Genomic DNA, 18,577 nt, shown 5'->3' with positions numbered 1-18,577 from the left:
GTCCCTGGGCAGTACAACTAGGACAGACCGACACCAACCGCGTCACCTTCTACCGGCTCCTCGACCAGTTTTTCTAAGACCTCATCTACCGGGACCGTTTATATGCGCCAAAGGCGTGGCGTACCTTGCAAGCAAGCTAGGCGCGGTCCGAAACAAGGACACCGGCAACACCAATGGATCCATTGCGTTAAGACTGCGCCCCAGCTCGCACGGCTCATGGGATGCTGGTCTTCATGGAACCCCTGGACATGGAACGCCGCGTCATCGAGGCAGCAGAGGCGCTGGCTCGATCACTCGGTAACGACCCGAACCACACGGTGGCGGCCGCCGCCATGGACACCAACGGCCGGATACACACAGCTGTGAATGTCTTTCATTTCACCGGTGGGCCCTGCGCCGAGCTTGTCACGCTGGGGGTTGCCGCAACCGCTGAAGCTGGTCCTTTGGTCGCGATGGCAGCCGCCGGGGATGGAGGACGTGGTCTTATTTCGCCGTGTGGCCGATGCCGGCAGGTGCTGCTTGATCTGCACCCCGATATTCTCGTTGCGGTCCCTACCGTTGCTGGCCCCCGGATGCGCCCCATCGCCAAGCTCCTTTCCGACACCTACTTCTTTCCCGATACACAGGCCAAGCGAGTGTTCAGCTTTAACCGGCGCTACTATGATGCGGTCGTAAGCGGCCGGAAAACCTCTTCGGTCCGTTGGGACGAACAGATTGCAGTTGGCCCCGCGATTTTCTACTTCGAAGACGACGCGGAGTGTCCACCGCTGCGTGGCGAGATCCTTGAGGTCCAGCGGTATCGGCTCAGTGACCTGACTCCCGAACGACTTCGCCTATTAAACGGTGAAGCAACCGAGGGCTACCTCGAAGGTCTTCAACGGCACTACCCGGCTATGCCGCCCGACGCGTTCGTGGACATCGTGGACTTTCAGGTAATTCCGTCCGGCCTCGATCATGCTTCGATGAACTCGTAGAAATCCTCTACCGTTGCTTCGCTGCAAAGAAGGCGGCCGTCAGTGGCCCCTACCCTGTGCAACAGTATGCGGACTCGGAGTCCGAGAGAACCCTGCAGCCACGGAAAGTGATGCACGCCCGGACCAGGCAGAGACATTATGGCGAGCTGTCCCGGTGGTTCCGGCCGGAGATCAAGGGATCGCCGTGGCGGGCGCTCTCGTGGAATAGGGCCGGGCCAGCGGGCAGGTCCAATCCCGGGGGTCTGTGCGGCGCCCCCCCAATAGTGCGCCGACACAGCCGCTCATCGAGCGGATCTCCCAATGGATCCGTGACAAGAGTAAATGATGACCATGGCATAAACAAGACGGTCATCCGGTTTTGGATTTGGGGGAGCGAGCCAGAGGATGGCGACTAAGGCGACCCCTCCCAAAAGGCCCAGCCTCGTTGGCCGTGCGAGCCGGTCAGGGCCCCGGTAAGGTAGGACTCTGAGCCGGGCTGGGGATTGCGGCGGAAATGAGTCGGGAAAGGGCACGGGGGTCCTCGTGAAAATTCTCATGCAAGATCCCGGGCAGCAGGATCCCCCACATCTCTTCGATCCGTTGCATGACGTCCGCACGGCCGGTCAGCACGCCGGATACCATCTGAACTCCGGTGAAGGAGGCAACAAGGTACCGGGCGAATGCTCCGGCATCGACGGAGGGCCGGATCTGCAATTCTGTCTTGGCCCGCTCGGTCAGCTGCACCATGACGGCGATCCAGTCCTCGTAAGGGCCGCGTGCGGGTGGACCAAATGCCGTCGCTTCGATCGTCAAGCGAATGCCTGCTCTGACAACTGGCTCGTGCAGGAGCTGGAGGCCGAAAGCGCGGCACAGGATGATCATGGCCGTCAGGCCTGGCGCATCCTCGTTAAGGATGCTCACGCTTTCGGCCAGGACGATCCGATGCTGCTCCTCGATGACAGCCCGGGCGAGATCTTCCTTGGACTGAAAGTGGAAATAGAGCGCGCCCTTGGTCACCCCGGCCGCTTCAGCTACCTGGGTCAGGCTGGCACTCCCGTAGCCGTGCTCCTCAAAGACTGCAGCGGCACCGATGATGATGGCCCCACGGGTGGCTTTCGCCCGATTCTGAAGGACCATCTAACCTCAACTCTTGGACGTGAAAATCGGGATTATCAACCGCCCGCTGCGCGCGATGGGAACTGCTGCGGCCGCGTGCCGGTGTTTCCGTGATGGCATAAAGGTGTGCGGCACGCTGACAGTCCGGGTACTCCGTCCGCGCACTGATCCCTTGGAGGCTGATGACTCATTTGATCCTAACAAGACGGTCCTGTTTGCTGAACTTCATCACCCTGCAGGTCACCGCCACGGGGATTCCACCGCCGGTGTCTTGAAAACAACAGCTTTCCAAGACACCCCTCCATGGCCCAAATGAGCCGGTCGAGTCGGCGGAAAAGCCGGACTTCTTATGACTCGGAAACGCATCTCACCAAAACGTCTCGCCGGCGGGCGCATAATGGACTTTCGAGTCAGAATGGCCTGGTGAGACGACTGGGCTACATACGCGTCAGCACTTCCAGCCAGGACGCCCAGCTGCAACTGGATGGGCTGGTCGCCGCCGGAGTGCTGATCATGCAGCGGGTCAACGCCGGCATCGCCGCCGCCAGGCTACCGGCATCAGCAAGCCCTCGCTGCACGCCAGAACAGCAACCTGGAGGTGCTCCTGAACGGCGGGTGACGGGGGCCTCGTTTTCTAACTTCGCAGTGTGAAGCCGCAGCTCGCCGATCAGCGCGGCCGATAGGCGTTGGCGAACGGTTAATACTGGTACTACCTTGGAGGACACATTGATTGAGCTACTCACGCCCCGAGAAATTGACGCGGCACGCATCTCTGGTCAATTCGTCGCGAAGACTCTCTCGGACCTGCGGGACAGAATCGAACCCGGCACGAATCTCCTGGAGATCAACGACTGGGCAGCCACGATGATCCGGGTAGCAGGAGCTCGCTCCTGCTATGTCGACTACGCCCCCTCATTCGGACGCGGCCCATTTGGAAAGGTCATCTGCACCTCGGTCAACGAAGCCGTTTTGCACGGCCTGCCTCACGACTACGTTCTAATGGATGGCGATCTGCTCACCCTTGATTTCGCAGCGAGCGTTAACGGGTGGGTCACAGATTCCGCCATCAGCTTCGTTGTCGGGGATTCCTCTGCACCTGAAGACCGGCACATGATTGAAACCACGGAGAAAGCGCTTCTTGCCGCGATCCAGGCGGCCCAGTCCGGAGCGCGTATTGGAGATATCTCTCATGCAATCGGCTCAGTGCTCGAATCAGCACGCTTTCAGGTCAACACCGAATTTGGCGGACACGGTGTGGGAAGCACCATGCATCAAGACCCGCACATACCGAACATCGGTACCCCCGGTCGCGGGTACGTGCTTCGTCCGGGACTGCTTCTGGCAATAGAACCCTGGGTCATGCATGGCACCAGCAAGCTTGTGACGGCTCCTGACGGGTGGACGTTGTGCAGTTCCAATGGTCGCCGGACCGCGCACTCCGAGCACACGATTGCTGTCACGGAATCCGGACCCGTCATTCTCACGCAGCGGTCCTAAGAGCAACGTCCCGACTCATCCCCGTAGGGGGCCTATGATCGGGCGATGGGATCGCTTGGAATTTCCCGACGCCGGCTGCTGGGCCTCGGAACTGGCGCCGTGGCAGCCGCTTCGCTGGCGGCCTGCACTGACTGGACCGCGTCCGGCCAGGCCTCGCCAATCGCCATGCGCACCGGCAGTTTCACGTCTCAGTTCCGGCCTCAGGTACCCACAGGCTGGTCCGTGGCGGTGCCCGAACCCGCCGACGTGGACTCTTCCCAGCACCCCGTTGCCGTCTTCCTGCATGGGGTGGGCGCGGACAACCGCATGGTCTTCGACGACCTGCACGCGGACCGCGTCCTGGCGCAGCACGTGGCCCGTGGAGGGACGCCTTTCGCGATCGCTGCCGTGGACGGAGGTGAAAGCTGGTGGCACCGCCGCGCATCAGGCACAGACACCCAGTCCATGCTGTCGGAAGAACTCCTCCCCCTGTTGGCGGGCCAGGGACTCAACACCGGGCGGCTCGCTGTGTTCGGCTTGTCGATGGGCGGATTCGGTGCCCTGCTCCTCGCCGCCCAGCACCGCGTCCCTGGTCTCCGCGCCGTCGCCGCAATGAGTCCCGCAGTCTGGAGCCTGTACGACGCCGGCCGGTCAGATAATTTCGACGACGCCGAGGACTTCGCGGCCAACGACATCTTTGCCCTGCGGCCGGAGCTTGAGTCGCTGCCGAAGAGAATTGACTGCGGCACACGGGACAACCTGGTGTACAGCGTAAAGGACTACGTGAAGGGCCTCCCGGGCGAACACGAGGGAGAGTTCCAGGACGGCGGGCACGACAGCGGCTACTGGAGCTCAATTCTCCCGGATGTCCTGTCATTCCTGGGCCGGAACCTGGCTTGATACCGGGGCTATCGGAAGAGAGCTGCTCCATCCCCAGCGCGGGGGACTGTCCCCGTTCAGTTGCCTGGAAGGCGACGTTCGTGGGCAAAGGCTTTCACCAGGAATCTCAGACTAAAGTCGGGGATTATTCATCCCGAAGGCCAGTTCTCAACATGCCGCCCCTCAACAACTAGAATGGCGGCATGACACCGCAGGAGTTGGCCAACCTCGCCCACCTGCGCCGGGCCCGCGACCTGATCGATCGCGAATACGCCCGGCCGCTTGATGTGCCCACCATGGCCGCCGGTGCACTCATGTCCGCCGCGCACTTCTCCCGCCAGTTCAAGGCGGCCTACGGCGAGACGCCGTACAACTACCTCATGACGCGGCGGATCGAACGGGCGATGGCGCTGCTGCGGGCCGGTGCCAGCGTGACGGATGCCTGCATGGAGGTCGGCTGTACCTCGCTGGGCTCGTTCAGCTCGCGCTTCACCGAGATCGTTGGCTTGACGCCGAGCGCCTACAGGGCTGGGGAACACCATGCAGTGAAGGCCATGCCATCGTGCATTGCCCGTCAGCACACGCGCCCCCCGCGCAAGCCGAGCAGGATTGAAGAAGTATTCCAGCCACCGCTGCAATAGCGTGTGAGACATGAACATTTCACTTCAGTATGCACAGATCACCGTCAACGACCTCGACGAGTCGCTCAAGTTCTACCGTGACGTCCTCGGGCTGGAAGTGCGCAACGACGTCGGCTCGGACGGGCAGCGCTGGGTCACCCTCGGCAGCGCAGCACAGCCCAATCTCGAGTTCGTGTTGTCCGTCCCGCACGCCGGCCGCTCCCAGGAAGACGGCGACGCGCTCCAGCAGTTGCTCACCAAGGGCGTCCTGCCCATCCTCGTCTTCCGCACCGACGATCTGGACGCCACCTTCGAGGCCGTCCGGGCCTCCGGCGCGGAGGTCCTCCAGGAACCCATCGTCCAGCCCTGGGGCCCTCGCGACTGCGCCTTCCGCGACCCTTCCGGCAACATGGTCCGCTTCAACCAGTCCTGACACCCTTCGGTCAGGTCTTATCCCCAGGCACCCTAACGAGGAGGACCACCAATGGACGCGGGGTGGCACGCGTCTATGACATGGCCTTTGTGGATGGCGTCTGGTCGCTTTTCCGGACGGGCCCGACTGGCCTCTGCCGCAAACCATGGTCAGCCCGGGCGGTCCACTGCCCTGAGGATGGCCTGGCCGAGCTCAGCAGGTTTGGTGAACTGGGGCCAATGTGGGCAGGTCCACAAACTCCACGTCGTGAATGCGCGCCAGCTCCGCAACGAACGGATGGCCGGAGTCGATCCATTCCTCGAGCAGAGAGGACGGGAACTCGCAGGCGATCACCGTAGCGGGGACCTCGTAGCGCCGCTCATCGTGAAGCTGCTGCCTGTCGTAGGCAACGCCCTTCGGCTGTGGGATCGCACGGGCCCGGAATGCCGCGCGGAGGCCGTCGTCGAGGTCCACGAGGTCAGCCTCCTCGAAGCCGTCCCACGGCGGAAGCGGCACGTCGTCGCCGTCGGCCGGAAGTTCGTCATTGATGACGCCGCCCTCACCCAGGGGTCCGCTGTCGACATAGATCGCCCGCGCCACCCGGTCCGGACGGGCGTCAACCACACCGTGGATGATGGCCCCGCCGCCGGAGTGGCCCACCAGGACCACCTTGCCTTCGAGGTCATCGACGGCGGCCACGACGGCGTTGATATGGTCCCGCAGACCGATGCCTGAGCGCGGTGCGTCAGGTGATTCGAGGCCGGGCAGAGTCAGCGGATGGGGCCGGTGGCCGGCCGCCGCAAGGGGTGGAGTGACCTCCGCCCACGACGAGGCGTCCAGCCAGAAACCGGGTACAAGGATGATGTCCATGACGGGAACCCTACCGGCATCAGTCGAACGTCACCACAACCTTGTCCGCCGCTCCCGGTGTTCCGGCCGTGGTCAGCGCCTGCTCGACGTCGTCGAAATCGAATTGGTCGCTGACGATTGGAGCGTAGCGTTCCCAGTTTTCGATGATGTCTTCGGTCACCTCGAAGATCTCGGTGGGGTAGCCGCTGGACATCACGATGGTCAGTTCCGTGCTGAGGATTGCGCCGAAATCGACTTCCACGGGCTTCTTGTGCACCGCCACGATACCGAGTGTTGCTCCGGGTTTTGCGATGCGCAGCACGGACTGAATCACGGACGGGGCTCCGGCCGCGTCCAGGTAGATATCCGTTCCGGGGCGTTTTTCGCCCGGCCGCCGCGGAGCGTTCCCGTGCAGTTCCACGAGCCGCTCGACCAGATCCTCCTCGGCTGAATTGATGACGGCATGGGCGCCGACCTGCAGCGCCTTTTCAAGGCGGGAGGGGATCATGTCCACGACCACCACGCTCTCAGCGCCGCGGAGCTTGAAGCTGATGGCGGCCCCCAGACCGATGGGTCCCGCACCGAAGACCACCACACGGTCGCCGGGAGCGGGTTGGTCCGATTTACCCCGTGACGTGCGACGGCCATGGGTTCGTTGAGCGCGGCGACGGCGAAGGGGACATGATCCGGCACGATCGCCAGGCTCTTGCCGAGCTCGGCATTCTCGATTAGCAGGTAGTCGGCGAGGGCGCCGGCGGCACCGCCGTTGCCGATGATCCCACTAGGGGCCGCCATGGGGTTGATCACGACGTGGGCACCGACGGGAATGCCTGTGACGTTCCCGCCCACCTCCACGACCTCACCTGCCGGCTCATGGCCGAGGGGCGTGTTTCCTTCGCGGGGAGGAATGCCGCCACGGCTGATATAGAAGGCGTCCGATCCGCAGATGCCGCAGGCGCGGACCTTGACCAGGACGTCGTCCGGGCCGGGGACAGGGCGGACCACCTGCGTCACCTCTACGGTGCCAGGGCCGCTGACAACTACTGACCGCATCTTCTCCGGAAGGGTCGTTAAATCCGATGAGCCCATGTTTTTGGTGCCTTTCCTATTCGGCGGGCCTCCCCCTTGAAGGATCGGCGCGCGGTACTAGCCGATCGGCTAGCTAGCCATGCGGCTAGTCTAGAGCAAGAAGGGGCTTTTTCGCACAGACGGACGGGAATTGCATGACGGTACAGACGAAGGGGGGCGGCACGCCGCGGACGCGCGTAATAGCGGCCGCAGAAACGCTCTTCCTGGAACGCGGGGTCCATGCGACCTCGCTGCAGATGATCGCGGACCGTATCGGCGTGACCAAGGCCGCGGTGTACTTCCAGTTCCGTTCCAAGAACGAAATCGTGCGGGCGGTCATTGCTCCGGCCATCGCCAGAATCACCGAAATGGTGACGATCGCGGAAGCGGAGGAGTCGGCGGTGCGGCGCTTCGACATGGCACTCGACGGGCTTGTCGGCGTCGTGATTGAGCAAGGCGAAGTGGCAGCGATGCTGCGCCTGGATGCCGAGGTTTCCGAAATGGTGGAGGATGACTCGGATTTCAGGAGCCTGATGGCTCGTCTCGACGGGCTGCTGGTCGGGCCCGAGCCTTCACAGGACGCTAAAGTGGCACTGGCGCTCGCAGGAGGCGGACTCATGGCGGTCGGCTCGGACCCCACGTGGAAGCGGTTGCACGCGGACGAGCTTCGGCGCACCCTGCGTGAGACTGTCCACCGGGTTCTGGGGCCCTACCGTCCGCTGGACTGAACTATGACGCGTTCGTGGCGCCGCCCCGACTGTCCTCGCGGTTCGCCAGGGTTCCGTCGAGGCCTGCCGTCGATTCCCGCGGGACCAGCCGTACCGGCAGCTTATGGAGGCCAGGGCGTGTCACACCGGCGATGGCCGCCGCGAGCTCACCGGCGACTTCCCGGCCCATATGCTCAAGGTTCATGTCTATGGTTGTCAGCGGCGGCCGGGATGTGGTGCTGAAGAGCTCCCAGTCATCGAATCCTACGACCCCTACATCGTGGGGGACAGAGCGTCCTTCTTCCCGCAGGGCGTCCACGACGCCGCGGGCGATCTGGTCGCTGCCGCAGAAGATCCCGTCAAAGTCGAGGCGGGCGTTCAACAACGCACGGACCGCCTGCCGTCCCCAGGATTCACTCCAGTCGCCATACAGGACCTCTCCTGAGACGAAGCCCAGGCCATGGCTTTGCAACGCCGCGTGAGCTGCCGAACTCCGTTCCTGTGCTGCCTCGAAACGCGGTTCTCCATTGATCATCGCTATTTTCCTGCGCCCCCTCGCCACCAGATGGTCGATGGCCAGTGCAGCGCCCATGGCGTTGTCCGGTGTAAAGGAGCAATCTGTCGCCAGGACGGAGGGTGTGTAGGCATAAACCACCGGAACCGGGACATGTTCGGAGAGGGAAGGGCGTGCGTTGGCGTCGTCGCCGAGGACAATGATGCCGTCCACTCGCTTGGCAATCAGCGTCTGCAGCAGGAACTTTTCCCGCACGAGGTCTTTGCGGGCGTCGCTGATGATGACAGAAGTGGATCCCGCCCCGAAGGCCTCCTCAACGCCCATGAGGATGGGCAGGACAAACCGGCTGGAGAGGTCGGCCGTCAGTACTCCGATAGTCCCGGTGACCGGGAAGTTGAGGGCCTGGGCGAACGGATTCGGAGAGAAGTTCAGCTTTTCCGCTGCGTCAAGAACGCGCTGCCGCGTGTTCTTGTTGACATGGTTCCGGCCGTTCAACGCCTTAGATGCCGTGGCGACAGACACGCCCGCGGCGATGGCAACATCCGTCAGGACCGGCCTCTTTCCCGCCTTTGTCATGGATTCCTCTCCCCAAGCCAGCATTCCGTTACTCAAGGATACCGAAAATGTTTCCGAAACTAACAGCACGCGCCGTTAGTAGACCAAGAAACCGTTGACACAGGCTAGCAGGCGCTGCTAATTTCTTCTGAAACCACTTTCGGTTTTTCGGAAACTGTTCTCCCCGGCGCCTCATCATCGCTGCGGCAGGCCGTCAGATTTTCAAGGAAGAAAAGGACGAAAGCATCATGCCTAGAAACACCACGCGCCACACGTTGGCGGCCGTCAGCGTCATCTCCCTGGCGCTCCTTGCGACAGGCTGTTCCGGCGGAGCGCCTGGGACCGGTACGGAGTCGTCTGCGGCTGCCAAGGCGTTCACGGTCTGGGACCCGTACCCCCAGCACACCGAAGGCTCGGACTGGGCAAAACGCATCAGCGCCTGCGGGGACAAGGCCGGTGTCAAGATCGAACGCACGGCGTATGACACCCAGGCCTTGACCAACCAGGCTCTGCTGGCGGCCCAGGAGGGTACCGCCGCGGACGTCATCCTCCTCGACAACCCTGCTGTGTCCACGCTGGCGGACACTGGAGCACTGATCGACATGGAAAGCGTTGGCCTGGACACTTCGGCCATTGAACCCAACCTGCTTGCTCCAGGCGTGCTGGACGGCAAGACCTATGGGATCCCTCTTGGCGCCAACACACTGGCTCTCTACTACAACGCCGACGTCCTTGCTAAGGCCGGAGTGGATCCTGCCAGTATCACCGACTGGGCAAGCTTCCAAACTGCCCTGACGAAGGTCAAGGACGCGGGAAGCAAGGCCATCACGTTCTCTGCCATCGGAACTGAAGAAGGTTCCTTCCAGTTCCTTCCCTTCTTCTGGGGATCAGGCGCGGACCTGAAGGATCTTGACTCCCCAGCCGCGGTGGAAGCACTGGAGCTGTGGACGAACTGGGTCAAGACCGGCATCGCCCCCAACTCCGTCATCAGCAACTCCCAGAACACCACGTGGGAAGAGTTCCTCACGGGTGACTTCGGCTTCGCCGTCAACGGAACGTGGCAGGTAAACGCTGCGGCAAAAGCCCCGTTCAAGAGCGGATATATTCCCATTCCCGCGAAAAGCGGGGGCGTGGCACCGGCACCAACCGGCGGCGAGTTCCTGCTGATGCCGGTCCAAAAGGACGAAAGCCGCTACGACACGTCAAAGAAGATCATCGAGTGCATGAGCACCAATGAAGGCCAGGTGGAGACCGCAAACACCTTCGCGTACTACATTCCCGCCACGAGTGACGGCCAGGGCCTGCTGCTCAAGCAACACCCTGAACTCAAGGTCTGGGTTGACGCGGTGAACAAGGCGAAGGGCCGCACCAGCGACAACCTCGGCACCAATTACCCCATCATTTCCGAGCAGCTGTGGACGGCCGTCCAGAACTCGCTCAGCGGTGCCGCGTCCCCCGCAGATGCCCTCAAGGCAGCTCAGAAGGCGGCATCCGAGAAAACGTCCAAGTGAGCTAAGGCCGGTCCCTCAACGGAAGATATGCCATGACAACCACTCCCGCCCCGGTACGAACGCGTGCCGGGGACCGGGCGGCTCCTGCCGCCCCGCCACTCCGGCCCCGACGGCGGCCGAACGATACTTCCCAATGGATCGCGTGGGCCTTCGTCACACCCCTGATGATCTATCTTGTCCTTTTCTACGCGTTCCCGTTGTACCGCAACATAGAGCTCAGTCTGCACGACTACACTCCGCGGGCCTTCGTGCGGGGAAATGCCGAATTCGTCGGGTTCCAGAACTACGCCGACATCTTTGGTTCGTCCTCATTTGCGAAGGCGGCAACAAACACCGCACTTTTCACCATCGGATCCATCGCCTTCCAGTACGCGGCAGGGCTGGCCCTCGCGGTCTTCTTCCGGGCAAACTTCAAACTTTCAGCAGTGCTGCGCGGGCTGTTCCTGATCCCCTGGCTCTTGCCGATGATTGTCTCGGCATCAGCGTGGGCCTGGATGTTCAACAGCGATAACGGCATCATCAACGCCGCGCTTCGGGTGGTGGGCCTCGACCCCGTGAACTGGCTGACCTCCCCGGACGTCGCCCTGACCTCCGTGATCATCGCCAACATCTGGCTCGGGATTCCCTTCAATCTGGTGATCCTGTACTCGGGCTTGCAGAACATTCCGGCTGACTACTACGAGGCGGCATCCCTGGACGGCGCCAATGCATGGCAACAGTTCTGGCGGCTTACCTTCCCGCTGCTTAAGCCCGTTTCAGCGATCACGCTGCTGCTGGGGCTCATCTACACGCTCAAGGTCGTTGACCTGATCTGGATCATGACGGCGGGCGGCCCGGGAGATACGTCCACAACGTTCGCCACCTGGTCGTACCGGGAAGCATTCGGCGCTGGGAATCCCGATTTCAGCCCCGCCGCCGCCGTCGGAAACCTGCTCATCGTCGTGGCGCTGGCCTTCGGGCTGATCTACCTCCAGATGCAAAGGAAGCTCGAGAAACAATGACCGGAACAAGATCACTGTGGAAGACCCTCATTGCGCTCGCCCTGACCGCGATCATGCTCTTCCCCGTCTATTGGATCGTTAACGTTTCACTGACAAAAACCAGCAACCTGCGGCGCTCCCCGCCGAGCCTGCTTCCCCTTGATCCAACCCTGGAAGGTTATGTCGCAGCTTTTTCACAACAGCTTCCCCAGTTGGGCACCAGCCTTCTGGTGGGCGTGGGAACAGTTCTGCTGACTCTCGTCGTCGCGGCACCGGCCAGCTACGCCATGGCGACCCTGAATCTGAAGGGGCGGCAAGGGCTAAGTTTCATCCTGCTCGTGGCCCAAATGATTCCAGCCGTCGTCATGGCCATGGGGTTCTACGCCATTTACCTGAAGCTGGGACTGCTGAATTCGTTGTGGGGACTGATCCTGGCGGATTCAACGATCGCCATACCCTTTGCCGTTCTCCTGCTCCAGGCTTTCATGTCCGGGGTCCCCACGGAACTCCTGCAGGCTGCGAAACTTGACGGCTCCGGCGTCTGGCGGACGTTTGTCTCGATCATCCTTCCGCTCAGCCGGAACTCGCTGCTGACCGTTTCGCTTTTCGCGTTCCTCTGGGCCTGGTCGGACTTCATCTTCGCGTCCACCCTGAACCGGAGCGGCGATCTCATTCCCATCACCCTCGGCATCTACAAGTTCATCGGCAACAACACCACGCAATGGAACGCCATCATGGCCACAGCTGTCATCGCATCAATTCCGGCTGCCATCCTCCTGGTCGTGGCCCAACGCTATGTTGCGGCCGGGGTAACGGCCGGCGCCGTCAAAGACTAAGAACATCCGCTGTCCGTGACCTCAACTGGCACGCTATCCCAGCTCAACCATGACTATTTTCAACTCAAGCACTGAAGCGGAGACAACTCGTGTCAACGACCAAACTCGACCTCACCGGAGGTCCTGTCCACCCGGCCGTGTCGGCCCTTCGTCCTCTCGGCCCTCACGAGATCACTGTCAACGGCGGCTTCTGGGGGGACCGGCAGGAACTCAATGCCCGGGTCGTCCTGTCGCATTGCGAGCAGTGGATGGAGCGGATCGGCTGGACGTCCAACTTTGACAGGGCAGCTGACGGCACAGTCAGCGGCGCACATGCGGGCATCGAATTCGTGGACTCGGAGGTCTACAAGCTCCTTGAGGCGATGGCTTGGGAACTGGGCCGGCAGCATGATGAGAGCCTGGACGGACGCTACCGCAGCCTGGTTGCCCGGGTAGTCGCCGCCCAGGAGCCGGACGGTTACGTGCACACGAGCTTCGGCCGGCCAGGCCAGCGCGCCCGCTACTCCGATCTGGAATGGGGTCATGAGCTCTACTGCTTCGGACATCTCCTCCAGGCCGCCGTGGCCCGGCTCAGGTCCGGACACGACGACGGCCTGGTGGGCGCCGGGCGGCGCCTGGCCGACCACCTCTGGCAGGAGTTCGGCCCGGACGGCCGGAACGCCGTCTGCGGCCACCCGGAAATAGAGGTCGCGCTGGCAGAATTCGGACGCGCCACCGGAGAGCCGCGCTACCTTGAGCTCGCCCGTCTCTTCGTTGAACGGCGGGGTACCGGAACCCTCAAACCCATCGAGTGGGGCCAGGAGTATTTCCAGGACGAGGTACCCGTTCGTCAGGCCCATGTCCTGCGCGGGCACGCCGTCCGGGCCCTGTACCTTGCGTCGGGAGCCCTCGACGTGGCGACGGATCAGGGCGACGAAGAACTTGCCCGCGCGGTGGAACTGCAGTGGGAAAACACCGTAGCCCGCAGGACCTATATCACCGGAGGAATGGGTTCCCACCATCAGGACGAAGCTTTCGGCTCGGACTATGAACTGCCCCCGGACCGGGCGTACTCCGAAACCTGCGCCGGGATCGCCTCGGTCATGCTGAGCTGGCGGCTCCTGCTGCGCACCGGGGACCCCAAATATGCGGACCTTATGGAACGCACACTGCTGAACAACATCCTGGCTTCCCCCCGGCAGGACGGACGAGGCTTCTTTTACACCAACACGCTGCACCAACGCGTGGAAGGCAACGAGCCAAATAGCGATGAAATCAACGCCAGGGCCCTCGCGACCCTCCGCGCACCCTGGTTTGAGGTCTCGTGCTGCCCGACGAACGTGGCGCGGACGCTGGCCAGCGTCCACCTGTACTTTGCGACGGCCACCGACGACGCCCTCCAAATCCACCAGTACGGCGACGCCGACATCCGGACACAGCTGCAGTCAGCCGGGCATCTGTCCGTCACCATGCGCACCTCCTATCCGGATGAAGGCCGCATCGACGTGGTGGTTGCGGACGCTCCGGTAGTTTCCGCCGGCATCTCCCTGCGGGTGCCTGCCTGGGCCAAAGAGGGGGCGACCCTCCACGTCAATGGCGAAGAACACGACCCCCACCAGGAGGTTCGCCGAATCTTTCAGCCGGGGGACACGCTCACCCTCAGCCTTCCGATGCGTCCCCGCGTCATCCGGCCCCATCCCCACATCGATGCAGTCCGCGGGACCGTCGCCGTCGAGCGCGGACCGCTGGTGCTCTGCCTGGAATCGGTGGACCTCCCCTCGGGAACCGTGAATGATGTTTCTTTCGATCCGGAGGCGCCCATTTCCGAGGCCTTCGACAGCACGCGCATCGTTGTTGAACCTGCCCACGCAGGGCACCCCGCCTGGCCCTACTCCGAGGTGACTGACGCGCGGCGAAAGGAGCACTGGACCGTCAACCTTGTTCCCTACTATTCCTGGGGAAACCGCGGCCCCTCCACCATGAGGGTCTGGATCCCGGTGAAGACGCCGTCTTCATAAGGACAGTTTCATCGAAAGCGGCTCCACAGGAACCACATCACTCGAATCCCCACTCATCCTCAATGAAAGCGAGCAGGTCGTGCCACAGAGAAGTCCACGACGCACCCCAGGACGACAGCTATTGGCCGTTTCGGTCAAGGCTACATGCGGCGCAGTTGCCGTTACCCTGGCCGGCGCAGCGTTTGTCCAACCGGCAGCTTTTGCCGCAACCAGTCCTGCTGAGAGCCTGCTGGTCCAGTATGATTTTGACTCGATCGACGCCGGCATGGTCGCCGACAAGTCGGGCAACAACCGCAATGGCAAAGTCATCAATCCTTCCACCGCGGCAATTGTTCCCGGTGCGGACGCCGGTTCGGGAGCATTGGCCCTGCCGGGCGGTTCTGCCTCTTCCAGCGGAGCCTACGTCGAACTTCCCAAGTCCATCCTCGAAGGGGCCAATGACCTCACCGTCTCAACCAGGGTGAGGTGGAGTGAATCAACGTCGGCGTGGCAGTGGCTGATTGGGCTCGGAACGGACACCACCAAATACCTGCTCACCACACCCCGAAACGGCGACGGAGTGCTGCGCAGCGCCATCACGTCCGCAGGAGCCGGGGCAGAGTCCAAAGTCACCGCCTCCCAGCCCCTCCCGGGCGGGTTATGGAAAACCATCACCGTCACACTGGATACCGCCCAGGACCGGCTGACCACGTACCTCGACGGTGCCGCCGTCGGCTCCGCACCGACCTCGATGAGCGCCAGCGAGCTTCTCAGCGCGACGTCCACGAGGGCCGGGTACATCGGAAAATCTACCTATCCGGATCCCCTGTTCCAGGGCGACATCGACGACTTCCGGGTTTACGGCACTGCCCTGACGGCAGAGCAGGTAGGGGACCTTGCCGCGGGAGACACTCCTACGTCAACGGGGCTAACGCAGAGCGCGTTCGAGGTCCGCACGGCTGAGGGCGTCGCACCCCAGTTGCCGGCCGCCGTCGACTCTTCCTTCAGTGACGGCTTCGACCGGCAGGTAAGCATCCTGTGGGACCCGGTTGACCCTGCGTTGTACGCGCAAAGGGGCAGCTTTACAGTAAAAGGTATGGCAGCCGGGCGGGCAGTATCAGCTGCAGTCACCGTCGTGCGCGAGGGCGAACTCTCGATTGACCTCTCCACAGACACCGGGGCTTTCCATGGAGGTGCCTCGGGAACCCTTTACGGCCTTTACGGTGAGGGGCTTCCATCGAACAACCTCATCGACGGAATTAGCCTTCGGACGGTATCCACGAAGGCCCAGGACGGTCCGCAGCACCCCGGCGCGGACGCCCTCGAAGTCGTCAAGCCCCTGGCCAACAGCTCCGACGGCGACGTCTACATCTACATGACGGACATCCATCGCGGTTTCCCGTATGAGTGGCCGGGCAGCACGCCGGCCGAAAAGATGGCACTTTTCAAGGAGAAAATAGCCACCCAGGTGGACCAGGTCCTCACTCTCGAGCCGCAATACCAGGACAATATCGTCTTCGTGCCCTTTAACGAGCCCGAAGGCAACATGTTCGGCACCGGTGACTGGAGCTATAACCGCATCAGCTGGCTGAATAACCCTGCCGACTACTTCAAGGCGTGGGACGAAGTGTATGCGCTCATCAAGGGCAAAATGCCCGCGGCCCGCATCGCAGGACCCAACACCAGCCTCCTTTTCTCCCAGGTCAAGGGCTACCTTAAGCACACAGTGGATGCCGGAACCGTTCCGGACGTCATGACCTGGCACGAGCTCAGCGATCCGGCCAAGATCCGCAGCAGCGTCAAAACCTACCGCGGATGGGAAGACGAACTTTTCGCCGGCACCGCGCACGCCGGCAAGAACCTTCCCATTAACATCAACGAGTACGCCCACAACTACCACACCTCCGTTCCAGGCCAGATGATCCAGTGGGTTTCGGCCATCGAGGAGTCCAAGGTCGATGCCGACATCGCCTACTGGAACATTGACGGGAACCTCAGCGACTCGGCAGTCCAGGCCAACCGCGGCAACGGACAATGGTGGCTCCTGAACTCATACGCCCAGATGTCAGGCCACACCGTCAAGGTGTCCCCGCCGTCGCCGGACAAGAGTTACACCCTGCAGGGTGTAGCCACCCTTGATGAATCGAAGAAACAGGCCCGCGCCATCTTTGGGGGCTCCACGGGTGCTGCCCACGTGAGGTTCGATCACGTTGATGGTGCTCTCTTCGGAGGAACCGTCCATGCCAGCGTCCGCGAGATCCAGTGGACCGGCCAGCTCGGCGACTCACAGGGACCCGAGGTCATCAAGGACGTCGAGCTGCCCGTCGTGGACGGCTCGGTCTTCTTCGACTTCGGCGCCGGACTCCCCGCCGTCAAGGAATCCTCGGCCTACGAAATCATCCTGACTCCGGGGACCCACACGTCCGTGGCCGCCCAGGCTCCCAAGCTGTTCCAGGCCACGTACGAGGCCGAAGACGCCGCACACACCGGCACTGGCTGGAGCCGCAATGGCCCCGAAGGCAGCCCCGCCGACGTCGGCAAGTTCTACACATCGGCCGGCTACAACGTGGGCGGGCTGCGCTCCGGATCGGACGTCAAGCTGGACTTCAACGTCTCCGTTCCCCAGGACGGCAGCTACGACCTGAGCGTGTTCGCCAACTCCCTGAACACTTTCAACCTCATCCAGGACCAGGGGCCGACCAACGTCTTCGTCACCGTTGACGGGAAAGCCGAACAGGAAATCTTCCTGACCCTTGGCTACAAATGGGTGGTGTGGGACCACACCGATACGGCAGTGGACCTGACGGCCGGTGACCATGTAATCTCCCTCTCGGCCAGAAGCCTGGACGGGACAAAGGCAACGAAGGGCGACGCCATCGTCGACAAGATCGACCTGTCGCTGGCCAACCCCGACGCCGGGCAGCGGCTGTACGAAGCGGAGTACGCAACCCTCCACGGTGCAACCCTCGATTACTCGGCCAGCAACACCACGGCATCAGGCGTCGCGGCACTTGCACCGGGCCAGTCGGCAACCTTCTGGGTCTACTCACAGAAGGACGGCGAATCCACCCTTGGCATTGACACCGTCGGAGGCGGCACCGCGGCGCTGTCCATAAACGGCCAGGCCATTACCGACGTAGGAGAGTCCAAAAGCCTTCCCGTCTTCCTCACCGGCGGAATCAACAAGGTAACTGTCACGGGTACCTCCGGCACCCTCAAGGTGGATCGGATCCGCTCGCAGGACAGCGGCGGCGCCCTCGTTTCCACCGTCTACCAGGCAGAACAGGCCACAGTCAGCGGTTCGGCCGCGGTCACCGACCTTTCCCTGGCCGACGGGGGTAAGGCCGTGACAGGAATCGGAGGGGAGCCCGGCAACAACAACAGCCTGACGTTCAACGACATCACAGTCGATAAGGCCGGAACGTATGCGCTCACCGTCCGCTATTCCAACGAGGAGCAATCACCCGCTTCCCACTACAACCCCGACCCGTTGGCGCGCCCGGCCGACATCTCCGTCAACGGTGGCGCGTCCCGGCGTGTCCTCTTCCCGCACACGTTCCACAAGAACAACTTCTGGGAGATGAGCATCCCCGTCGAGCTCAAGGCAGGAACGAACTCCGTCGCCTTCTCCTCGGAAGAACTGCCCGACTTCGACGGTAAGACGTACATCTCAGACACCTGGCCGGGGATCCTCCTCAGGTCCAGCTACGCGCCCAACATCGACCGGATCAGCGTGACGCCATACAAGGTGGATCCCCCGGTGGATCACGAGCCGACGGTGACGCCGGCCTACCCTGGGAAGAAGCTCAAGGGCGACACCGAAAAGAACTTCGGACTGGACGGGCTGACCGCCCCTGTTGGAGCCTCCGATATTTCCCTGAGTAACCTTCCGGCCAGCCAGTGGGTCTACGTCTACCTTGACTCGATGGGACTTGGCTGGCACAAAACTGACGCAGCCGGAACCGCGACAGCGAAAGCTCCGGATTCCACCAAGTCCGGGAACAGACAAATGATCGTCTTCAGCTCCGAAGGGAATCTGCTCGGCTGGGACGGCCTCACCGTCAGGAAGACCAAGTAACCCTCTAGGAACTGCCTCGAAAGGGAGCCCGGACAGCGCCGCTGTCC

15 protein-coding genes and 2 pseudogenes are annotated in these 18,577 nt (G+C 62.6%); 12 read left to right on the top strand and 5 right to left on the bottom strand.

The genetic code is table 11. The annotated features are described in order from the left end of the window. Window positions 1-221 precede the first annotated feature (221 nt). On the top strand, window positions 222-974 hold the full coding sequence (locus J7E83_RS18820) for an ASCH domain-containing protein (protein ID WP_214965217.1): 753 nt from the start codon (window positions 222-224) through the stop codon (window positions 972-974). A 441-nt stretch (window positions 975-1,415) separates the two neighbouring features. On the opposite strand, the gene J7E83_RS18815 is transcribed toward J7E83_RS18820, so the two are convergent. Further along, on the bottom strand, window positions 1,416-2,090 hold the full coding sequence (locus tag J7E83_RS18815) for a ScbR family autoregulator-binding transcription factor (RefSeq protein WP_214965215.1): 675 nt from the start codon (window positions 2,088-2,090) through the stop codon (window positions 1,416-1,418). Window positions 2,091-2,492: 402 nt separating this feature from the next. Here J7E83_RS18815 and J7E83_RS18810 point away from each other — a divergent pair. From J7E83_RS18810 to J7E83_RS18790, 5 genes and pseudogenes are all read left to right on the top strand, one after another. Next, window positions 2,493-2,576: pseudogene (locus J7E83_RS18810) on the top strand (recombinase family protein); the annotation flags it as partial. A gap of 219 nt (window positions 2,577-2,795) precedes the next feature. Further along, window positions 2,796-3,566, top strand: coding sequence for a type I methionyl aminopeptidase (map, locus tag J7E83_RS18805; RefSeq protein WP_214965213.1), 771 nt, complete (start codon window positions 2,796-2,798; stop codon window positions 3,564-3,566). Between the two features lie 45 nt (window positions 3,567-3,611). Then, the gene (locus J7E83_RS18800; RefSeq protein ID WP_214965211.1) at window positions 3,612-4,445 is read left to right on the top strand and encodes an alpha/beta hydrolase family protein; all 834 of its coding nucleotides are present in this window, start codon (window positions 3,612-3,614) and stop codon (window positions 4,443-4,445) included. A 182-nt stretch (window positions 4,446-4,627) separates the two neighbouring features. Continuing rightward, entirely contained in the window at window positions 4,628-5,065 is a 438-nt protein-coding gene (locus tag J7E83_RS18795; protein WP_214965209.1) for a helix-turn-helix transcriptional regulator, read from the top strand. 10 nt (window positions 5,066-5,075) lie between these two features. Continuing rightward, window positions 5,076-5,477 carry a VOC family protein gene (locus J7E83_RS18790; RefSeq protein ID WP_214965207.1) on the top strand — a complete coding sequence of 134 codons (402 nt, stop codon included), beginning with the start codon at window positions 5,076-5,078 and terminating at the stop codon, window positions 5,475-5,477. A 149-nt stretch (window positions 5,478-5,626) separates the two neighbouring features. On the opposite strand, the pseudogene J7E83_RS18785 reads toward J7E83_RS18790, so the two are convergent. The 3 genes and pseudogenes from J7E83_RS18785 to J7E83_RS18775 all read right to left on the bottom strand — a co-directional run bounded on the left by J7E83_RS18785 (window position 5,627) and on the right by J7E83_RS18775 (window position 7,394). Then, a pseudogene (locus J7E83_RS18785) lies at window positions 5,627-6,326 on the bottom strand (alpha/beta fold hydrolase). Window positions 6,327-6,345: 19 nt separating this feature from the next. Continuing rightward, complete coding sequence (locus J7E83_RS18780) at window positions 6,346-6,819, bottom strand: zinc-binding dehydrogenase (protein ID WP_311379799.1); 474 nt, start codon at window positions 6,817-6,819, stop codon at window positions 6,346-6,348. Continuing rightward, window positions 6,810-7,394: an alcohol dehydrogenase catalytic domain-containing protein gene (locus J7E83_RS18775; protein ID WP_214965204.1), complete on the bottom strand. Its 585-nt coding sequence runs from the start codon at window positions 7,392-7,394 to the stop codon at window positions 6,810-6,812. The genes J7E83_RS18780 and J7E83_RS18775 overlap by 10 nt, the downstream gene beginning before the upstream one ends. A 134-nt stretch (window positions 7,395-7,528) precedes the next feature. Between J7E83_RS18775 and J7E83_RS18770 the strand changes: the two genes are divergently transcribed. After that, the gene (locus tag J7E83_RS18770; RefSeq protein WP_214965203.1) at window positions 7,529-8,101 is read left to right on the top strand and encodes a TetR/AcrR family transcriptional regulator; all 573 of its coding nucleotides are present in this window, start codon (window positions 7,529-7,531) and stop codon (window positions 8,099-8,101) included. 1 nt (window position 8,102) lies between these two features. Here the strand turns inward: J7E83_RS18770 and J7E83_RS18765 are convergent, their stop codons facing one another. Beyond that, on the bottom strand, window positions 8,103-9,170 hold the full coding sequence (locus tag J7E83_RS18765; RefSeq protein ID WP_214965201.1) for a LacI family DNA-binding transcriptional regulator: 1,068 nt from the start codon (window positions 9,168-9,170) through the stop codon (window positions 8,103-8,105). Between the two features lie 227 nt (window positions 9,171-9,397). Between J7E83_RS18765 and J7E83_RS18760 the strand changes: the two genes are divergently transcribed. From J7E83_RS18760 to J7E83_RS18740, 5 genes are all read left to right on the top strand, one after another. Then, a complete protein-coding gene (locus tag J7E83_RS18760) occupies window positions 9,398-10,660 on the top strand; it encodes an extracellular solute-binding protein (RefSeq protein WP_214965199.1) in 1,263 nt (420 codons plus the stop codon). 32 nt (window positions 10,661-10,692) lie between these two features. Beyond that, window positions 10,693-11,661: a carbohydrate ABC transporter permease gene (locus tag J7E83_RS18755; RefSeq protein WP_251044091.1), complete on the top strand. Its 969-nt coding sequence runs from the start codon at window positions 10,693-10,695 to the stop codon at window positions 11,659-11,661. Continuing rightward, window positions 11,658-12,476, top strand: a complete 819-nt coding sequence (locus J7E83_RS18750; RefSeq protein WP_214965197.1) for a carbohydrate ABC transporter permease — start codon at window positions 11,658-11,660, stop codon at window positions 12,474-12,476. The genes J7E83_RS18755 and J7E83_RS18750 overlap by 4 nt, the downstream gene beginning before the upstream one ends. 89 nt (window positions 12,477-12,565) lie before the next feature. Then, window positions 12,566-14,473: a beta-L-arabinofuranosidase domain-containing protein gene (locus tag J7E83_RS18745; RefSeq protein ID WP_214965195.1), complete on the top strand. Its 1,908-nt coding sequence runs from the start codon at window positions 12,566-12,568 to the stop codon at window positions 14,471-14,473. A gap of 121 nt (window positions 14,474-14,594) precedes the next feature. Further along, a complete protein-coding gene (locus J7E83_RS18740; protein ID WP_214965193.1) occupies window positions 14,595-18,530 on the top strand; it encodes a LamG-like jellyroll fold domain-containing protein in 3,936 nt (1,311 codons plus the stop codon). The last annotated feature ends 47 nt before the right edge of the window (window positions 18,531-18,577 follow it).

Source organism: Arthrobacter sp. ISL-48 (assembly GCF_018613805.1).
Taxonomy (GTDB): Bacteria; Actinomycetota; Actinomycetes; order Actinomycetales; family Micrococcaceae; genus Arthrobacter.
The sequence above is the reverse complement of the archived record's forward strand: the minus strand, read 5'-3'. Positions and strand labels throughout refer to the sequence as shown.